At 53.9% G+C, this 15,733-nt stretch carries 15 protein-coding genes and 1 pseudogene; 11 read left to right on the top strand and 5 right to left on the bottom strand.

The features are described from left to right. Positions 1 to 90: 90 nt before the first annotated feature. From tssC to tssA, 3 genes are all read right to left on the bottom strand, one after another. The gene (gene tssC, locus ACR3EJ_RS21915; protein ID WP_010443395.1) at positions 91 to 1,587 is read right to left on the bottom strand and encodes a type VI secretion system contractile sheath large subunit; all 1,497 of its coding nucleotides are present in this window, start codon (positions 1,585 to 1,587) and stop codon (positions 91 to 93) included. Between the two features lie 3 nt (positions 1,588 to 1,590). Further along, positions 1,591 to 2,106, bottom strand: coding sequence for a type VI secretion system contractile sheath small subunit (gene tssB, locus ACR3EJ_RS21910; protein WP_010443394.1), 516 nt, complete (start codon positions 2,104 to 2,106; stop codon positions 1,591 to 1,593). Positions 2,107 to 2,176: 70 nt separating this feature from the next. Then, positions 2,177 to 3,214, bottom strand: a complete 1,038-nt coding sequence (gene tssA, locus ACR3EJ_RS21905) for a type VI secretion system protein TssA (RefSeq protein WP_170543706.1) — start codon at positions 3,212 to 3,214, stop codon at positions 2,177 to 2,179. Positions 3,215 to 3,628: 414 nt separating this feature from the next. Here tssA and ACR3EJ_RS21900 point away from each other — a divergent pair, with 414 nt between their 5' ends. The 8 genes and pseudogenes from ACR3EJ_RS21900 to ACR3EJ_RS21865 all read left to right on the top strand — a co-directional run. Continuing rightward, entirely contained in the window at positions 3,629 to 4,045 is a 417-nt protein-coding gene (locus ACR3EJ_RS21900) for a hypothetical protein (protein ID WP_170543704.1), read from the top strand. Positions 4,046 to 4,048: 3 nt separating this feature from the next. Further along, positions 4,049 to 4,669: a MotA/TolQ/ExbB proton channel family protein gene (locus ACR3EJ_RS21895; protein ID WP_170472021.1), complete on the top strand. Its 621-nt coding sequence runs from the start codon at positions 4,049 to 4,051 to the stop codon at positions 4,667 to 4,669. Between the two features lie 10 nt (positions 4,670 to 4,679). Further along, positions 4,680 to 5,114, top strand: coding sequence for an ExbD/TolR family protein (locus tag ACR3EJ_RS21890; protein WP_170543702.1), 435 nt, complete (start codon positions 4,680 to 4,682; stop codon positions 5,112 to 5,114). Then, complete coding sequence (locus tag ACR3EJ_RS21885; RefSeq protein WP_170543700.1) at positions 5,111 to 5,521, top strand: ExbD/TolR family protein; 411 nt, start codon at positions 5,111 to 5,113, stop codon at positions 5,519 to 5,521. Before ACR3EJ_RS21890 ends, ACR3EJ_RS21885 begins: the two co-directional genes overlap by 4 nt. A 98-nt stretch (positions 5,522 to 5,619) precedes the next feature. Then, entirely contained in the window at positions 5,620 to 6,894 is a 1,275-nt protein-coding gene (locus tag ACR3EJ_RS21880; RefSeq protein ID WP_480423539.1) for a DUF4384 domain-containing protein, read from the top strand. A 272-nt stretch (positions 6,895 to 7,166) separates the two neighbouring features. After that, positions 7,167 to 7,505, top strand: coding sequence for a hypothetical protein (locus tag ACR3EJ_RS21875; protein ID WP_480423537.1), 339 nt, complete (start codon positions 7,167 to 7,169; stop codon positions 7,503 to 7,505). Positions 7,506 to 7,521: 16 nt separating this feature from the next. Further along, positions 7,522 to 9,840: a caspase family protein gene (locus tag ACR3EJ_RS21870; protein ID WP_170543696.1), complete on the top strand. Its 2,319-nt coding sequence runs from the start codon at positions 7,522 to 7,524 to the stop codon at positions 9,838 to 9,840. Between the two features lie 151 nt (positions 9,841 to 9,991). Beyond that, positions 9,992 to 10,140 (top strand): annotated as a pseudogene (locus tag ACR3EJ_RS21865) (IS6 family transposase); the annotation flags it as partial. A 270-nt stretch (positions 10,141 to 10,410) separates the two neighbouring features. On the opposite strand, the gene ACR3EJ_RS21860 reads toward ACR3EJ_RS21865, so the two are convergent. Together ACR3EJ_RS21860 and ACR3EJ_RS21855 are read right to left on the bottom strand one after the other, a co-directional pair. Beyond that, positions 10,411 to 11,307: a LysR substrate-binding domain-containing protein gene (locus tag ACR3EJ_RS21860; protein ID WP_170543693.1), complete on the bottom strand. Its 897-nt coding sequence runs from the start codon at positions 11,305 to 11,307 to the stop codon at positions 10,411 to 10,413. Positions 11,308 to 11,635: 328 nt separating this feature from the next. Further along, positions 11,636 to 13,384, bottom strand: coding sequence for an adenylate/guanylate cyclase domain-containing protein (locus tag ACR3EJ_RS21855; protein WP_480423534.1), 1,749 nt, complete (start codon positions 13,382 to 13,384; stop codon positions 11,636 to 11,638). Positions 13,385 to 13,641: 257 nt separating this feature from the next. Between ACR3EJ_RS21855 and ACR3EJ_RS21850 the strand changes: the two genes are divergently transcribed. The 3 genes from ACR3EJ_RS21850 (at position 13,642) to ACR3EJ_RS21840 (ending at position 15,725) form a co-directional block, all read left to right on the top strand. Next, positions 13,642 to 14,007, top strand: coding sequence for a VOC family protein (locus ACR3EJ_RS21850; protein ID WP_170543689.1), 366 nt, complete (start codon positions 13,642 to 13,644; stop codon positions 14,005 to 14,007). 107 nt (positions 14,008 to 14,114) lie between these two features. Beyond that, on the top strand, positions 14,115 to 14,486 hold the full coding sequence (locus ACR3EJ_RS21845; RefSeq protein ID WP_170543687.1) for a YciI family protein: 372 nt from the start codon (positions 14,115 to 14,117) through the stop codon (positions 14,484 to 14,486). 3 nt (positions 14,487 to 14,489) lie between these two features. Continuing rightward, entirely contained in the window at positions 14,490 to 15,725 is a 1,236-nt protein-coding gene (locus ACR3EJ_RS21840; protein WP_170543685.1) for a sigma-70 family RNA polymerase sigma factor, read from the top strand. The last annotated feature ends 8 nt before the right edge of the window (positions 15,726 to 15,733 follow it).

Genomic DNA, 15,733 nt, shown 5'->3' with positions numbered 1-15,733 from the left:
TTCCTTCAAGGGCTAATGATGACACTGAGATATTCGAGGTTTGAAATGGCGGCAGTGAAGCACTTCACCCGCCGCCACTTTTTTTTCGGTTTAACCGGCTTTTTCCGACGGAAGTTTCGAAACTAGGCGCAGAGACACCGATAGCCCCTCAAGCTGGTAGTGTGGGCGTAAGAAAAACTTGGACGTGTAGTATCCGGGGTTCCCTTCTACGTCCTCAACAACAACCTCGGCGGAAGCCAGCGGTTTGCGCGCCTTCTCAGCTTCAGCAGAAATATCAGCGTTGAAGTCAACATACTGGTTGATCCAGTCCTGCAACCAGGATTCCATATCCTGACGGCTTTTGAACGAACCAACTTTGTCCCGCACCATGCATTTTAGGTAGTGAGCAAACCGGCAGGTCGCAAACAGATATGGCAGACGAGCAGCCAGATTGGCGTTCGCAGTCGCGTCAGCATCGTCATACTCGGCGGGTTTATGCAGCGATTGCGCACCGATGAAGGTGGCAGCGTCGCTGTTTTTGCGGTGGATCAACGGCATCATGCCATTCTTGGCCAGTTCCGCTTCGCGCCGGTCCGAAATCGCAATCTCGGTTGGGCATTTCATGTCAACGCCACCGTCGTCGGTCGGGAAGGTGTGCGCTGGCAGGCCCTCAACGGTACCGCCGCTTTCCACACCGCGGATCCGCGAGCACCAACCATATTCCTTGAAGGACCGGTTGATGTTTACCGCCATACCATAGGCCGCATTCACCCAGCTATAGCTGTCGCTATTCGCACCGGTGGTGTCTTCCTCAAAAGCAAACTCCTCAACCGGTTCGGTTTTCGAACCATAGGGAAGACGCCCCAAGAAGCGCGGCATGGCCAGGCCCACATATTTGGAATCTTCACTTTCACGCAGAGACCGCCAAGCAGCATATTCCGGGGTCTGGAAGATCTTGGTCAGGTCGCGCGGGTTAGCCAATTCTGACCAGCTGTCCATCTGGAACAGGCTGGGCTTGGCACCGGTGATAAGCGGCGCATGGGCAGCAGCGGCAATCTTCGACATTTCACCCAACAGTTCGATATCCTGAGGGCTGTGATCGAAATGATAGTCTGCAACCAATGAGCCATAAGGCTCACCACCAAACTGGCCAAACTCTTCTTCGTAGAGCTTCTTGAAGATCGGCGATTGATCCCACGCGGTACCTTTGAACTTGCGTAAAGTCTTGTGCATGTCCTTTTTCGAGATGTTCATCACGCGGATTTTCAGCATCTCGTCGGTTTCGGTGTTGTTCACCAGATAGTGCAGACCACGCCACGCGCTTTCCATCTGCTGGAAATCGGCATGGTGCAAGATCAGGTTAACCTGTTCGGTCAGCTTCTTGTCGATCTCAGCAATGATGCCTTCGATCGAGCGCAGCGCATCGTCCGAAATAAGGCCGGTGTTGGCCAGGGCCTGTTCGGCCAGTGTCTTCACTGCGCTTTCAACGGCAGTCTTGGCCTGGTCCGATTTCGGGCGAAATTCCTTGGTCAGCAGAGCTTCGAACTCGGATGATCCAAATGCGGTTGCGCCTTCGGCGGCTTCTACCTTGGCTTCTTCATCGGCCATCTTTTACTCCTCCTCGGCAGCGTCGTTGCCCGGCTTGGGCTGGGCTGCCAGTGTCTTTAGCAGGCTGGGATCCTGCATAATTTTTGAAATCAGATCCTCGGCCCCGGTTTTGCCATCCATATAGGTCATGAGGTTGGACAATTGTGTGCGCGCATCCAGCAGCTCTTTCAGCGGTTCGACCTTGGCCGCGATCGCGGCCGGGCTGAAATCATCCATGCTTTCAAAGGTGATATCTACTGCCAGATTGCCTTCGCCTGTCAGGGTGTTGGGCACCGTGAACGCAGCGCGCGGCGCCATCGATTTCATCCGGTCGTCGAAATTGTCTACATCAATTTCCAGGAATTTCCGGTCTGCAACGGCGGGCTGCTCGACCTCGGATTTACCAGCCAGATCGCTCATGACGCCCATGACAAACGGCAGCTGTACTTTCTTCTCGGCTCCATAAAGCTCGACATCATATTCGATCTGAACTCTCGGAGCCCTGTTCCGGGCTATGAATTTTTGTGAACTGTCAGCCATCTGTTGCTCCTCGACTCATCCGTCAGCTTTTTGTTTCGATCCACGTTCCAGCGCTATCGCCGGAAACGTATCAAAATCCATCGTCATCATCATCTTTCAATCCGCCGATCTGGCGCACTTCGTCCAGACCCTCTTTGGCCATATCTTCGATAATCGTCATAAAATCTGCATTCACAAGCCGCTTTGCCCGTTCCAACAAAATCGGTAGCGGGCTGGAAGGTTCGCAGCGCGCATAATAATCCATAATGCGTTCCAACATTCGTGTAACGTCTTCGGGCGAGTTGACCGCACCACCGCCTGCAGGCGCAGCAGTCGGACCTGATCCTGATTTAGCCGTTGGTGCATCCATTTCGTCCACGTCATCATCTGCGGCGTCACCGACATCAGCGTAACGGGACAACGCCTGCTTGATGCTCTTCAATGCGTCAATCAAAGGGTCCAGATTCGGGCCTTCTCCCGGCGTTTTGTCGGCAAAGACAGCATCGATAGAGTTTACATTCTCAAGCGCTGATGCAACCGCTTCCGCGTTGGCGGAAAGTGTTTCTTCATCAGTATCCTTGAAAGCGGCGGCAACGCTGTTTTCGTCCGGGATGTCGTCCAGATCGGCTGGCATGTTTATACGGCCATCGACAACATCCAGATGACGTAGGGTGATGCGTCCGAAAGTTCTGCTTTCCGTCAAGCCAGTGCGACGTAGCGCTCGTACCATACGTTCAGTCGAGGCCAGACCACGCACCGCGTTGATCCGCATCGTCGCGTCGCCATCATCTTCGTCCAACTCAGGGTGACAAGTATCCCAGAATTCATCCAGCAGAGATCTGACGTAATTTATCGAAGCTGAAAATTCAGTAAGACCCTTTGTATGCAAAACCGCTTCGGCCAGGTAGATCGCGGCGCGCAAATCATGGCTCTGTTCCATAACCGCTAGCGCTTTGGCCTCGACATCAGCCCAATCTTGTTCTTCAGCGGCGACGACCTCGTCGCCCATCTGACGTTCTTCCCCTGGCTGAGCCGCGATCTCAAGATCAGTAAATGCCGGATCATATTCCAGGTTTTCACCGCTTGGCTGATCTTCGCTTCTAGGCTCCAGATAAGATGATAGTTCCATACTCTCCCCAATAACGTGGCGGTTGTCTGCCGCTTGTCCGTTTGTTGGCACCGCTTAACGTGATATTCCCGACAACCGATATGAACTACTTCACACGATGACAAAGCTTGCAAACATTTCGCGTTTTATGCGCAGTCATTGTTATGAATCAGCCCCATACCAGGCCCAAAGTCAAACCTAATAAATACGTTTTTTTTACGACATGGTTTGGCCGCTACGCCTATAAGGCACGCTTTTTTCGTTTCGCCGAAGAAGTTAGATGCCGAGGACTAAAATTTCCTCTTCTCGCATGCAGTCCGATGCTGCAATTATCATGGAAGGTCCGAACCCGATCGAACGGACCCTGGCACACCGTCTTCACAGACGACGCCTGCGGACGACTAGGAGAAATCGGCAATCGAGAACGGGAATAAAATGAAAACAGGGATATTTGCAGTCATTGCACTGACACTTGCAGCCTTGATGGCGCAGGCTGACGAAGGTAAACTGTCCATTGAGTTGAACAAGTTTGAAACTGGCGAGGCTGGGGGCTGCCGCGCTTTCTTTTTGTTTCGCAACCAGACCGGTAACAGCTTTGAAGAATTTGAAATGTCACTGGCGATCCTCGACGGCGACGGAGTGATCGATCGCTTGCTGTCCATCGACGCAGCCCCCCTACCGGTACAACGGACCGTTCTAAAGCTCTTTGAGATTCCCGAGATTGATTGCTCAGATATTTCCGAGGTGCTTTTACACGACCTGCCCGCGTGCAAACCTCAGAACGAAAACCCTGTGGATTGCTTCCCGCTATTAGCGTTGGACAGCAAGACAACAGCGAATCTGGCGCAATAAGCCATGCCGGGGTTGGAAAATCTGGGCACCGGAGGCCCAATCATCGTCCTTCTTGGCCTACTGTCCTTGCTGTCGCTGACAGTGATCGTGGTCAAGGTTATCAGGCTCGCGCCGGTACGCGCTGGAGGGCCCGCTCGGGACGCGGCATTTGTCCAATGGTCGGTCGGAGACAAAAAATCTGCGCAACAGGCCGTCGCCGCAGGTAAATCACCGGCGGACCGTGTTTGTGCCTATGCCATGCAAGCGCTTATCGATGGCTTCAAAGGGCCTGCGCTGATGGCCGAGCTGACGCGTCGCGGCAATCAAGAATTCGCCGTAATGAACAGCTGGATTCGCGTTTTAGAATTGATCGCCATGATCTCACCTTTGCTGGGGCTTTTAGGCACGGTGACCGGAATGATTCAGTCGTTTCAGGAATTGGAGCTGGCGCAGGGTGCGGCTAACGCCTCGGTCCTGGCGGGTGGTATCTGGCAGGCGCTGTTGACGACCGCTGCCGGGTTGTTGGTCGCCATTCCAGCTGCCATTGGCGCCTCTTTGCTGTCCGGACGTGCCGAAGCAGGGGCGCAGTCCATAGAGAACGCTGTTGGCAATCTGATGGTGCTTGAGGAGCGCGGCGCGCATTAAGGAAGCTTCGATGTACAGCGATATCAGCCTGAACAGAAGCAAGCCGACCCGGCCATTGATCTCTCTGGTTCCGATGATCGACGTAATGTTGATCCTGCTGGTGTTCTTCATGGTCACGTCGACTTATCTGAACCTAGACATGATTCCGGCGCTGGCACAGTCCAACCGCCCGGTCCCCTCGCAGGCAGCCAAAACCGAAACTGTATCCGAAACACTGCTTATTCGCATCGGAACAGACGGTTCCCCCTTTCATCAAGGTAAGGATTACACCCGGGACGAACTAATCAGCTTGCTGACAGTCCGCCTTGATCGGAACCCTGCGCTTCAGGTCATCATCCTGCCGACCGGAGGTGCTCGACTACAGTCGCTTGTAACTGTCATGGATATTATCACAAGCGCTGGGGCCGTGAACATGCGCGTGGTCCGACTGGAGGCCCGCCAGTGAGGATATCTCGCCCTGCTCGTCGCCATCACCCCGAGACGATCATCGCCCTGATCGATGTGGTGTTCTTCCTGCTGGTCTTTTTTATGTTGATCGGCCGCATGGACGCCACTGCGCCGTTTGATGTAACCCCACCAACGGCCCTGACCGGGGCGGACATGCCAGCGGGAGGCATCACGTTATCCGTAGCGGCCGATGGGACGATGGCGCTAGACGGCGAAGAGGTATTTCTGCAAGACATTAATCAGCGCATTCAGTCCCAACTGGAGGCCGATCCAGACATTCTGATCCGGATCAACGCGCATCGCGACGCTGCATTACGCGACATCCTGCCCCGGATCGCCCAATTCGAGGCGATGGGTGCACGCGACGTAGTTCTGGTGGTGACACCTCCGGGGCCTGCACGGTGATCAAGGGGCCGTTCATATGGGGGGTTGGGTTAGTCTGCTCGCTTGCCCTTCATGTCGGCGGCGCTCTGGCCCTGATTTGGAGTGTTGAGCCAGACCCGGTGACGAAGCAGCCCGTGCCCGAGACCCGGATGCAATTGTCCGCCCATCAGGTCAAACAAAGCGAGGCTATCGAAGCACGACCGGAAGTCGAGGCTGCGCCGACAACGGATGCAATTGGGGCGCAGCTGGATCAAAGCGCGATACATCAATCGACCGCAGCTTCGAAGCAACTCCCACAGCAGACGCTTGCGGCAACCCAGGCGAAACCGGATGCTCTGGCACCGCTTGAAAATTTGGCCAAGCCGATACAGCAAGTCACCGGCGCGCCTCAGCCCTTACAAGCCGCAGCAGTGTCACCATCTCGGTTGGTCCCAGCTACTTTGCAGGCGAATCCGATCCTTTCAAGCTCACCGCAAGAGCAGGCTTTGCCCCCCAAACCTCCAAAACAGGAATTGGCCCAGCCTGTGAGACCCCAACCCGTCGCCCTAAAGCAGACAGTCCCTGATATCCCTTCCACCAACGCGTCCGAGGTTTTTTCAACCACGGGCAATGAACCGATCGACCCCGTCTCTCTGGCGGCGATCCAGAGTTTCATGCGACCCGAAGACGCCGGGAATAGCGCTCAGAATCTGCGGGATGGAATCGATGGGCTGCTGGCGCAAATCCCGTGTGCGCGGTTGCAAGTTCAATTTCAACCCGACACCAACACATTGCAGGTCGTCGGTCATATCCCCGAAGACGGATTGCGCAATCCTGTACTGACAGCCCTTCAGGCACAAATGGGAAACAACATACGGGTTGACGACAAGCTTCACATCCTACCTCGCCCACAATGTGGCGCGCTCAGTGGCATCGCGGATGTCGGATTGCCGCAATCTACAGATCAAATCACCAATCCGCTTCTCATCGGAAAGGACATTCATGCGCGCGAATTTCACTATGTTAAAGGACAGCAGCTGATATTGGACCTGACCGGGGCGGATTACGACGCTTTCGTCTATGTCGATTATTTCGATGCCGAAGGTCAGGTGATCCACCTCAGGCCAAACGTGTCAACTCCAATGGCGCCGACGCCTGCAAAGGCTGCTTTGCAGATCGGCGCAGCGAAACCGGGTGACGCGGGCCTCTTTGTTACGATAGGGCCACCTTATGGGCAGGAAATAGCTGTCGCCTTCGCAGCGTCGGAACCGCTGTATCAAGACGATCGACCGTTGGTTGAACCTGCCGAGGGATATCTGAATTTCCTGAAATCACGAATTGCCGAAGCACGCAAAAGCAACCCGAACTTCAAAGGAGAATGGGTTTACTTCTTCATCACTACGACCGAGCGGTAGACATCGTCTTTTTACATAAGAGTTAATTGAGGCACACATCGATGGATACGTTTCGTATCAGCCACAAACCTATGCCTTGGCAGGTGCGCGGATACTCGTTTTCACCGCAAAGCACGGATCTGTTCGCACGGCAAGATTGCAACATAACTTCTGATGTGATGCAGATTACAGTCTGGGCCTAGGTTGTGTGGCAAACAACAATGGACAGAGAGAGTTTACCAAGCGTAAGCTTGGAGATGAAATTGATTAGTTCAGCGAGTTGGGAGGCTATTATGGCCCGAGTTTCACTGCCAATACTATTGTCGGGTACGTTCATTTTGGCAGGATGCGAACTGCCGTGGACTGCAGAGACACAAACCGTTCCATCAAGCCCCGCAACACAACCTGTTTCAGCGGCTTCGCCAACACCTACCCAAGTGTCGGCCCCAGTGGTCCAAACTGCTCCCGCACCAACCGAAAGCACGTTGATCTCCGGCGAAGAGCGCCAAGGCGACGGAGGTGGCGATAGCGGTGGAGGAAATGATGGCGGTGGAGGAAATGATGGCGGCAGTGGTGGCGGTAGTGGCGGCGGCGGTGGAACCGGCGGCGGCGGCGGCGGTAGCTGGAACTAGCGCAGGGATATAAAACATGTTGAAGCGTAGTCTGCTAGGCGCGCTCTTCGGGGGCACAGTCGCTTTGTCTGCGGCAAGCGACTCTGTTTGGGCGCAATCAAGTTCTGAGAGCACAGCGCAGATTACTGAAGCGCCTCGGATTGCAATTGTGATTGGTAATCAGGATTACTCCGAAGTCGTCGACCTTGCTAATGCGCAAAAAGATGCAGAAGACATTGCTGCTCTGTTACGGGAATTCAACTTTAAGGTTTACGACGGATACAATCTTGAAAAGCGAGAATTCGAGGAGCTTCTTCGAACTGCGGTTCTAAACATTCCTGATTCAGCCAACGTCCTATTTTATTATGCCGGCCATGGCATTCAGATTGGACGACGCAACTACCTGTTACCGGTCGATGCAAAATTCGAAAGCATTTACGACGTTCCTTTGGCAACGATGACACTGGACAGGATTATCGACACATTATCTGCCAGAAGTTCAGCCCATGTGGCGATCCTTGATTCATGCCGGGACAATCCGTTCAGCGATATCAGGTTGGCAGCGGATCTTGATGCAAACCTGTTCGAAACGCGACCAGGCTTTGATGTTTTTAGCACGCCTTTGAATTCACTAGTCGCATATTCGACCTCACCCGGTGCCGTCGCCAGCGATGGCGACATCGGCCAGAACAGCCCCTACACTTCAGCCGTATTAGAAGCTGCACGGGCCACTCCATATGAAAACATCCAACAATTGTTCCCGGTCATCAGGGAACGTGTCCACCAAGCGACGGGTGGGCGCCAAATACCGTGGGAAAGCTCTACGCTGGTGAAACCTTTTTACCTGGCCCAACACCAGGTTGAACAGCAACCCCAGGCCGTTCCGAGCGAAACCAGCCAGTCGCTGGACCTCGTTCAGCAGTTCGACAAAAGCATTCCACTGATCCAAACGTTGTCGCAAGCGCTCGGGACCGAAATCACTGATGTTCAGATTGTCGAACGCCCTGAACAAGGTGTAATCGCGCTGGAAGATACTCAGCAAACCGCCTCGATTTCATATGCTCCTGAAATTTCAGATGTCCGAGCGGTCGAGATAAGCAATAATGGCGTTCGGGACAGTTTTAGCGTTGAAGTTGTCACTTCCGATCAGGAACGTAAACGCGTCGACGTCTCATTGCAGCTGGACATTAACGCATGCGACATCGAGGCAGGTGATGCACTTGATCTCAATGGTGTCGGTGTATTTCGCCTTCCAAACGAACTGGACATCCCGGCCGGCCTGAAGGCGTGTGGCACAGCTGTCGCCGAATATCCCGATAATGCCCGTTTTCGATATCAGCTTGGGCGGGTGCAACAGGCCGCCGGGCAACTGGTAGATGCACATGCCAATATATCTGCGGCGGCACAAGCTGGCCACATACGGGCGAAATTTGCCTTGGCCATGCTCCTCGACTCGGAACGGATCGACCGTGGTGTAACCAAAATTCCGTATGACCCTCAACAAGCGCTCAGCCTGCTGGAACAGGGCACCGCCGAACAAGACCCGTACGCCATGCACCGCCTTGGGAAAAAGCTGCTTCGAGAAGGTGATACCCAACAGGAAAAGAGCCGTGGGTTTGAGCTTCTCGAGCGTGCAGTTGAACTTGGACACACATTTTCGATGAACGAGCTTGGACTGTATTTCCTGCGGGAAGACTCGGCGCATTACATACCGGAGAGAGGCATGCGATATCTCCGGGCGTCTGAATTGCGAAAAGACATCTATGGCTACGACAACCTCGCCTATGTCGCACTGCTTGGCCTCGGCGGAAACCCTGTCGACTATGACAAGGCATTGCAATATTTCATGGCAGCCTCCGAAGGCGGTCACCCAACTGCCCCGGCTAGCATCGCGCGGATGATCTTGCGTGGCCAGCTTGAAGGCCGATCTCGCTCTGAAGCGTTGGAGTGGTATGATGTATCACTTGCAAGGGGCGATGCTTGGGGTGGGGCAAACGGCGCTTATATCATTCTCGACGGTCAGGTTTCTGGAAAAGGCCCGGCAGACGCCGCCCTCAGAGCTGCAAAAGCGGCGTTGTTGGCAGATACTGAAGCAGCCGCCCAGGCACAATCGCAGTTGGACAATGTACCACGCGAGGCCTTGGACCGTGCTCTCCAGATGGCACTGAACGAATTAGGTGAAAGTATCAAAGTAGACGGCCAGGTTGGAGCGCAGACTCTAAAATCTCTGGAAAACGCAACTGCTTTGAACAGAGTGCCCATTCCCTACGCCGCACTGGAGGATCCGAAAGAACGGCTCTTGCTAGCGGCAAGAGTGTACTGGGCCAGAAACCCGGTGCGTTTCGATTTATTTTAGCGGTATGTTTTGGTTCTGACCTTACATTCGTTGCTTACCATGGAAAGGCCACCCGACCAAAAGGTTAAACAACCAATTCCACGAACTACTATGTCGGGCATGGATGTCGTGAGCTCATGATACAATTAAGTGTCAGGCCGACTATCAGCTCATGATCTCGTATAAAGGCGCGCAATACCCGAAGGACGTGATCCTGTCTCCGTGTTCTTTTATGTCCGGTGCGGTGTTTCATACCGAGACTCGGAAGAAATATCGAGTGAACGCGGTATATCAGTAGATTACGCCACGCCGAACCGTTGGGGTCTCGATACTCTTGCGTCATTGCAGAAGCTACGCACTCTAGCCTTGGGTGATAAGGGGAGAGTTTCTCATCTCTTGAGCTTCCATTTTTTGGAATGATTTCCGCAGGCGCGGATCAGACTACTTCTAATATAGGGTTTGGCAGGTTTCGCTGTGGAGCCCGCCGCTAACGAGCAATCAAATCAAAAGACACTTCGTTTTCTCTGAGGTCGATTAGGGATTCAAGGCGGACCGACCGGTGCGCACGGTTTGATTCTGCGCATAGCAAAATTAAGCAGTAGCCACACCTTCCGGGGATTGCGCCTCCTGTTGCAACCACTCTCGAACAACACGGACGGCTCGCCGCCGTCCCGCGCGCTGGTTGGTGGCGAGGTAATACCCTCCAAAGGGAATTTCTACGTCGTTAAGGCTCACCAACGCACCCGTCTCAACTTCTATTTGACAAAGGTGCTTGTCCATCAGAACAGCCCCCAGGCCCGCCACGGCCGATTGGATTGACAGGAGTGCTCCTAATGGATGAGGCGGATCAAGAGTAGGAACCTCTTTTAAACCAGATTTCGAGAACCATTCTGGCCAAAGACGGAATGTTGCCTCTTCAATCAATGGGCCCGTGGCCAGAACTTTAAGGTCGGTCTCAGAACCAACAATTGGCGCAAAGTTTGGCGCGGCAAAAGCTCTGACCAGTGACGGAAACAACATGTCGTACCCTTCGTCTGGGTGGGTGCGAAGATATCTTAGGCCCAGATCGAAATCGTGCGCCTCAATATCCATGACCTCTGTTGTGATCGAAAGACGTAAGTCTATCTCTGGATGCGCGGCTTTCAGTCGTGGTAGCCGTGGCACCAACCATTTTTGCGCGACGGCGCTCTCTGTTGTCATGGTAACAACACCTTTGGGCGCAGACGTCAGAGCGTCAGTTGCGATGGCAATTTGGTCAAGAGCAGGCGTGATCTGTCCCAAGTAGATTTGTCCCTGTTCGGTGAGGGCAACACCAGATTTTTGCGTCCGGAAAAGATGCACGTTCAACCGCTTTTCCAACCCGCGTATGTGACGGGAAATTGCGGAGTGCGATACGTTCAATTCCTCCGCTGCACGGGTAAAGCTACCCAACCTCCCAGCTGCCTCAAAGGCACGCAGCGGATTTAGGGGAGGTAAGTTTCTTGGCATGATCGATTGTGACTTTTTGGAACAATGGATGTCAAGAAACGGCGTTTGTGGGATGTCAAGATTCTTAAGAAAGTAGGTGCATGATTACTAAAGGAGAGATCCATGAAGTACGCCTATTCTCGTGATTTTGTACCACATCGTGAAGTCCCGGTCTCAGGAGTCAAAAGTGCGTATGCCTTATGCGAAAAAGTCAAAGAGTTGCTCCGATTATTGCTAGCAAAGCGAATTGATCCTACCAGAATGAGCAGGGTTGAACGGCAAGATTCCGGGATCTCAGACGCCGAGATCGATTTGCATAACGCCTTACACGGACCTTTGATTAAGTAAGTCAGACCGGTAAACCAGCTTTATGCAGACCAGTCGCCAAAACTTCGAAATCGTCTCGACACCGCCACATAGATTCATAACCACGCGCAAGAGAGGAGAGATTGTCTTTGGGCACTTCGATGCCACGACTCCCAAATTCGTCATAGCGCTCCGCGATAAATTCCTGCAATGCAGCCGCCGCCTCAAATTGCCGACCAAGATGCGCGTAAGATGCTGCCACGAATGCCGCAGCTAACGAGTTGAGCCGTGCCTCTCCCATCAAAAAGCCGATTGCTTCCTCGTAGTTTCCGCAGAAGAACTCTATCTGCCCCATGATCCAATCGATCGAAGGGGGATGCAACGGATCTAACCGCATCGCTTGCGATACGACTTCTCTCGCTTTTTCGTGCCTCCCCAGCAACAGAAATGCATAACCGCACCACGCCATGGACTCTGCTTCGTTTTCGATCTGCGATAACGTCTTTTCGAACTGTGCATTTGCTTCGTCCCAGAGGCCTGCGCAGAGATAAGCAAAACCCAGTTGGTCTTGAATGTAGACGTCCTGGTTGTCCAGTGCAGCACCCTTGCGGGCGATATGCAGGATGTGATCGGAAGCGTCAGAGCCCGCCAATCCCAGCCAAAGATCGATAACATAGGTGTCTGAGAGGTACATGTAAGACCGAGCGATGGACGGATCGAGCGCAATGGCCCGTTCCAGCAAAGCGCGTGCTTTAGCCGTATCCCTGGCATTTAGGCCATCTCGAAGAGCTTTGCTTCGAAGCATCAGCTCATAGGCCTTCATCTCATCTGCTGGTTTTTGCGATGATCGGTCGGCAACGTTGTGTTGAACACGTCCCGGAAGGACCGCAACGATGTTGCGGGCCACCTCGTCCTGAACGGATAGGATGTCTTCCAACTCGCGATCATATCGTTCTGACCATAGCTGCGAGCCCGTACTGGCTTCCGCAAGCTGTACGGAAATTCTTACCCGACTACCGGCCTTTCGAACGCTGCCTATTACGAGATAATCGGCTCCCACTTCTGCTGCGATCTCTGCCGGATCGGTTTCCCGTGTTTTGAAACGGAAAGATGCGTTTCTGGAGACAACCTGAAGAGTACGAAATCGAGACAATCCGGTGATAATGTCTTCTGCGATGCCATCGCTGAAGAATGCCTGCTCCGGGTCGTCACTCAAACTGTGCAGTGGTAAGACTGCGATGGTAGCTTTACGGGGTGTAGCTGCTGGCTTCGCGTCAGGCTGTGCTTGCTCCGCTCCCCCAATGCGCCAGGCCCTAACGGGCTCGGCAATGTTCTTGATGGTATGTGTGCCCGCATCCTCCCACACGACCGAAATGCGGTTGCCAACCACGCGATAGACAGCGTCCGAGACGAGCACACCTCCTGGCGGGGCAAGTTGCTCTAAACGCGAGGCAAGGTTAACACCAGAGCCGAAGACATCATCCTCTTGCATGAGGATGTCACCAAGATTGATGCCAATGCGGAAAAGCAACGGGTCTGGCTCTTCCATGGGTGATTGTTGCCATTCAACGGCGCAAGAAACCGCGTCTGCAGCACTAGTGAAGCTCGCCAAAATGCCATCACCCATAAGTTTGACAATCCGTCCGTGGTGACGATTGATCAGTGTTGCAACTGTTCCATCTATGTGAGCGGTCAACGCATCAAGCGTTCCAGCTTCGTCTCGCTCCATGCGACGAGTATAGCCGACCATATCGGCGACCAGAATTGCTGCAAGCCGTCGCTCCAAATTCACCTCCCTTCCTCTGCATAACGACCGGTGTGGTATTAGACCATCCATAACTGAATGGTCACATCCATTGATCAGAGGCTCTGTGCTTGTAGTGACAGTTCTACTGGCGCCCACTTTCGCAGTCGCAGCGTAGGTCCGCAAAGCGGGCTGCGCCCGCAGCATCGCGGGTGGGCGACGAATGTCTCTTACGGGCCGCGCTTATCAAATTCCACATATGGGAGTAGTCTTTTCCGATAGCGTATCCGGGTTTGAAATCGAAGATGGAAAAAGTGCTGGGATTTGGCGGGTTGTTCTTCGGGGCAGACGAGCCTGCTACTTTGGCGGCATGGTACCGTGACAATTTGGGCATTGATCTCGTACCAAACGACTATGAAACACAGTGTTGGACGCGGGAAGCAGGCGAGACCGTATTCGCCCCGTTCGAAAAAGTAACAGAGTATTTCGGGGACCACGAAAAGGCATTTATGCTGAATTTTCGTGTTCGTGACATTGAGAAAATGATCGCGCAGCTCGAATCCAATAGTGTTGACGTCCGCCGAGATCCGGAATCGCCATATCCGAATGGCAAATTCGCGTGGCTCAATGATCCAGAAGGAAACCCAATTGAGCTTTGGGAACCCGCCTAGCATTTGATTAGCCTCTCGGTGTTCCAACTGGCTATCTTGGGATCGGTTGTCGGATTTGCATGTCCTCGCGCGTCCTTGCACCATGGGACTGATGCATGGAGGCGAAAATGATATACGCAATCACGATTTATGGGGAGCCGGGCGTGTTCGAAGCGCTGCCCAAAGATCGCCAGGAGGAGGTGATGTCGGGACACGGCGCGCTGCAATCGGCATTAACGGACCGGGGCGAGTTTGTGTCGATGAAACTGATGCCGCCAACCTCTGCTGTTATGGTCGAGCCAGCTACGACCGAAGGCGCGGCTCCCCTGATCACCGACGGTCCGTTTGCAGAGACAAAAGAGAATTTCCTTGGGTTCTATGCCGCTGATTTCAAAAACCTTGATGAAGCGTTGGAATACGCAAAGATGATCTCATCCCCTGTCGCACGGCTAGAGGTGCGCCCGGTTGCCTGGGCGGGTGGCGTGATCTCATCGGAATAAGTCATGTCGGACTGGCTTGAGGCTACAATTACTCTGCACCGACCGCGCGCGCTTGCGGCCCTGACCCGATTGTTCCGGGATATCGACACGGCAGAAGAGGCATTTGCCGAAGCTTGCCTGAAGGCGCTGACGGTCTGGCCCAAAGACGGTGCGCCGCGTGATCCGTTGGCGTGGTTGCTGACGACCGCACGCAACTCGGGCCTTGATCATGTGCGCAAATCACAGCGTCGTGCGGCAATTCTGGCGCGTCGCAGTGAGGAATTTCAGTTGATGCCCGCCGAAACACCGGACCCTGACGAAATGCGTGATGATGTATTGCGACTGCTGTTCATTTGCTGCCATCCGGAACTCGACCGGCGGGACCAGATTGCCATTGCCTTGCGCGTGGTTTTGGGGCTGAGCGTAGACGAAATCGCGAGCGGATTTCTGATCAGGCCAAAAACTATGGAACAGCGGATCACCCGTGCAAAAAAGAAGATTGCGAGCAATCCGGTTGCCTTCGAAACACCCAGCCCAGCTGAGCGGGGTGCACGCTTGGGTGAAGTTTCCTTGATGGTCTACCTGATGTTCAACGAAGGATGGTCAACCTCAGCGGGTCAAAATCAAATCAAGCTTACCTTGTGCGAAGAGGCTATCCGTTTGGCCCGTCTGCTTGCGGCACTGTTTCCGGCGATGGGGGAACAGGCTGCCTTGCTGGCATTGTTGCTGTTCCAGCACGCTAGGCGTCATGCGCGAATTGATACGGACGGAAAGCTTGTCGCGTTGGACGATCAGGATCGCAGCCTTTGGGATCGCTCGGGCATCACCGAGGCGACGGGTCTTTTGCAGAAGGCTCAGCGGACTGGTCATCATGGTGTTTACATCGTACAGGCTGCAATCGCCGCAACACATGCCCATGCGGATTCGGTAGATGACACGGACTGGGCGTCGATCGAAAGTCATTACGCTGCTCTCTACGCATTGCAGCCAACACCTGTCATCCGTCTCAATCAGATTGCGGCTCAGGCCAAGCTGCACGGCCCGTATTATGCGTTATCGGCGATGGAGACTCTGGCGCAGGATTTGTCCACCTATCGCTGGTTCCACGCAATGCGCGGAGGGCTTTTGCAGGAAACCGGCGATCACAACGCGGCGATTGCCGCCTTTGAAACGGTAATGAATCTTGGCCCAACCGCACCCGAACGTGTTGCGATCACGGAAAAAATAGAGATTTGCCAGAAAAAATTACGCGGCGTGTAGGGATCGCT

It is taken from the genome of Ruegeria sp. AB11, assembly GCF_056536325.1.
The sequence above is the reverse complement of the archived record's forward strand: the minus strand, read 5'-3'. Positions and strand labels throughout refer to the sequence as shown.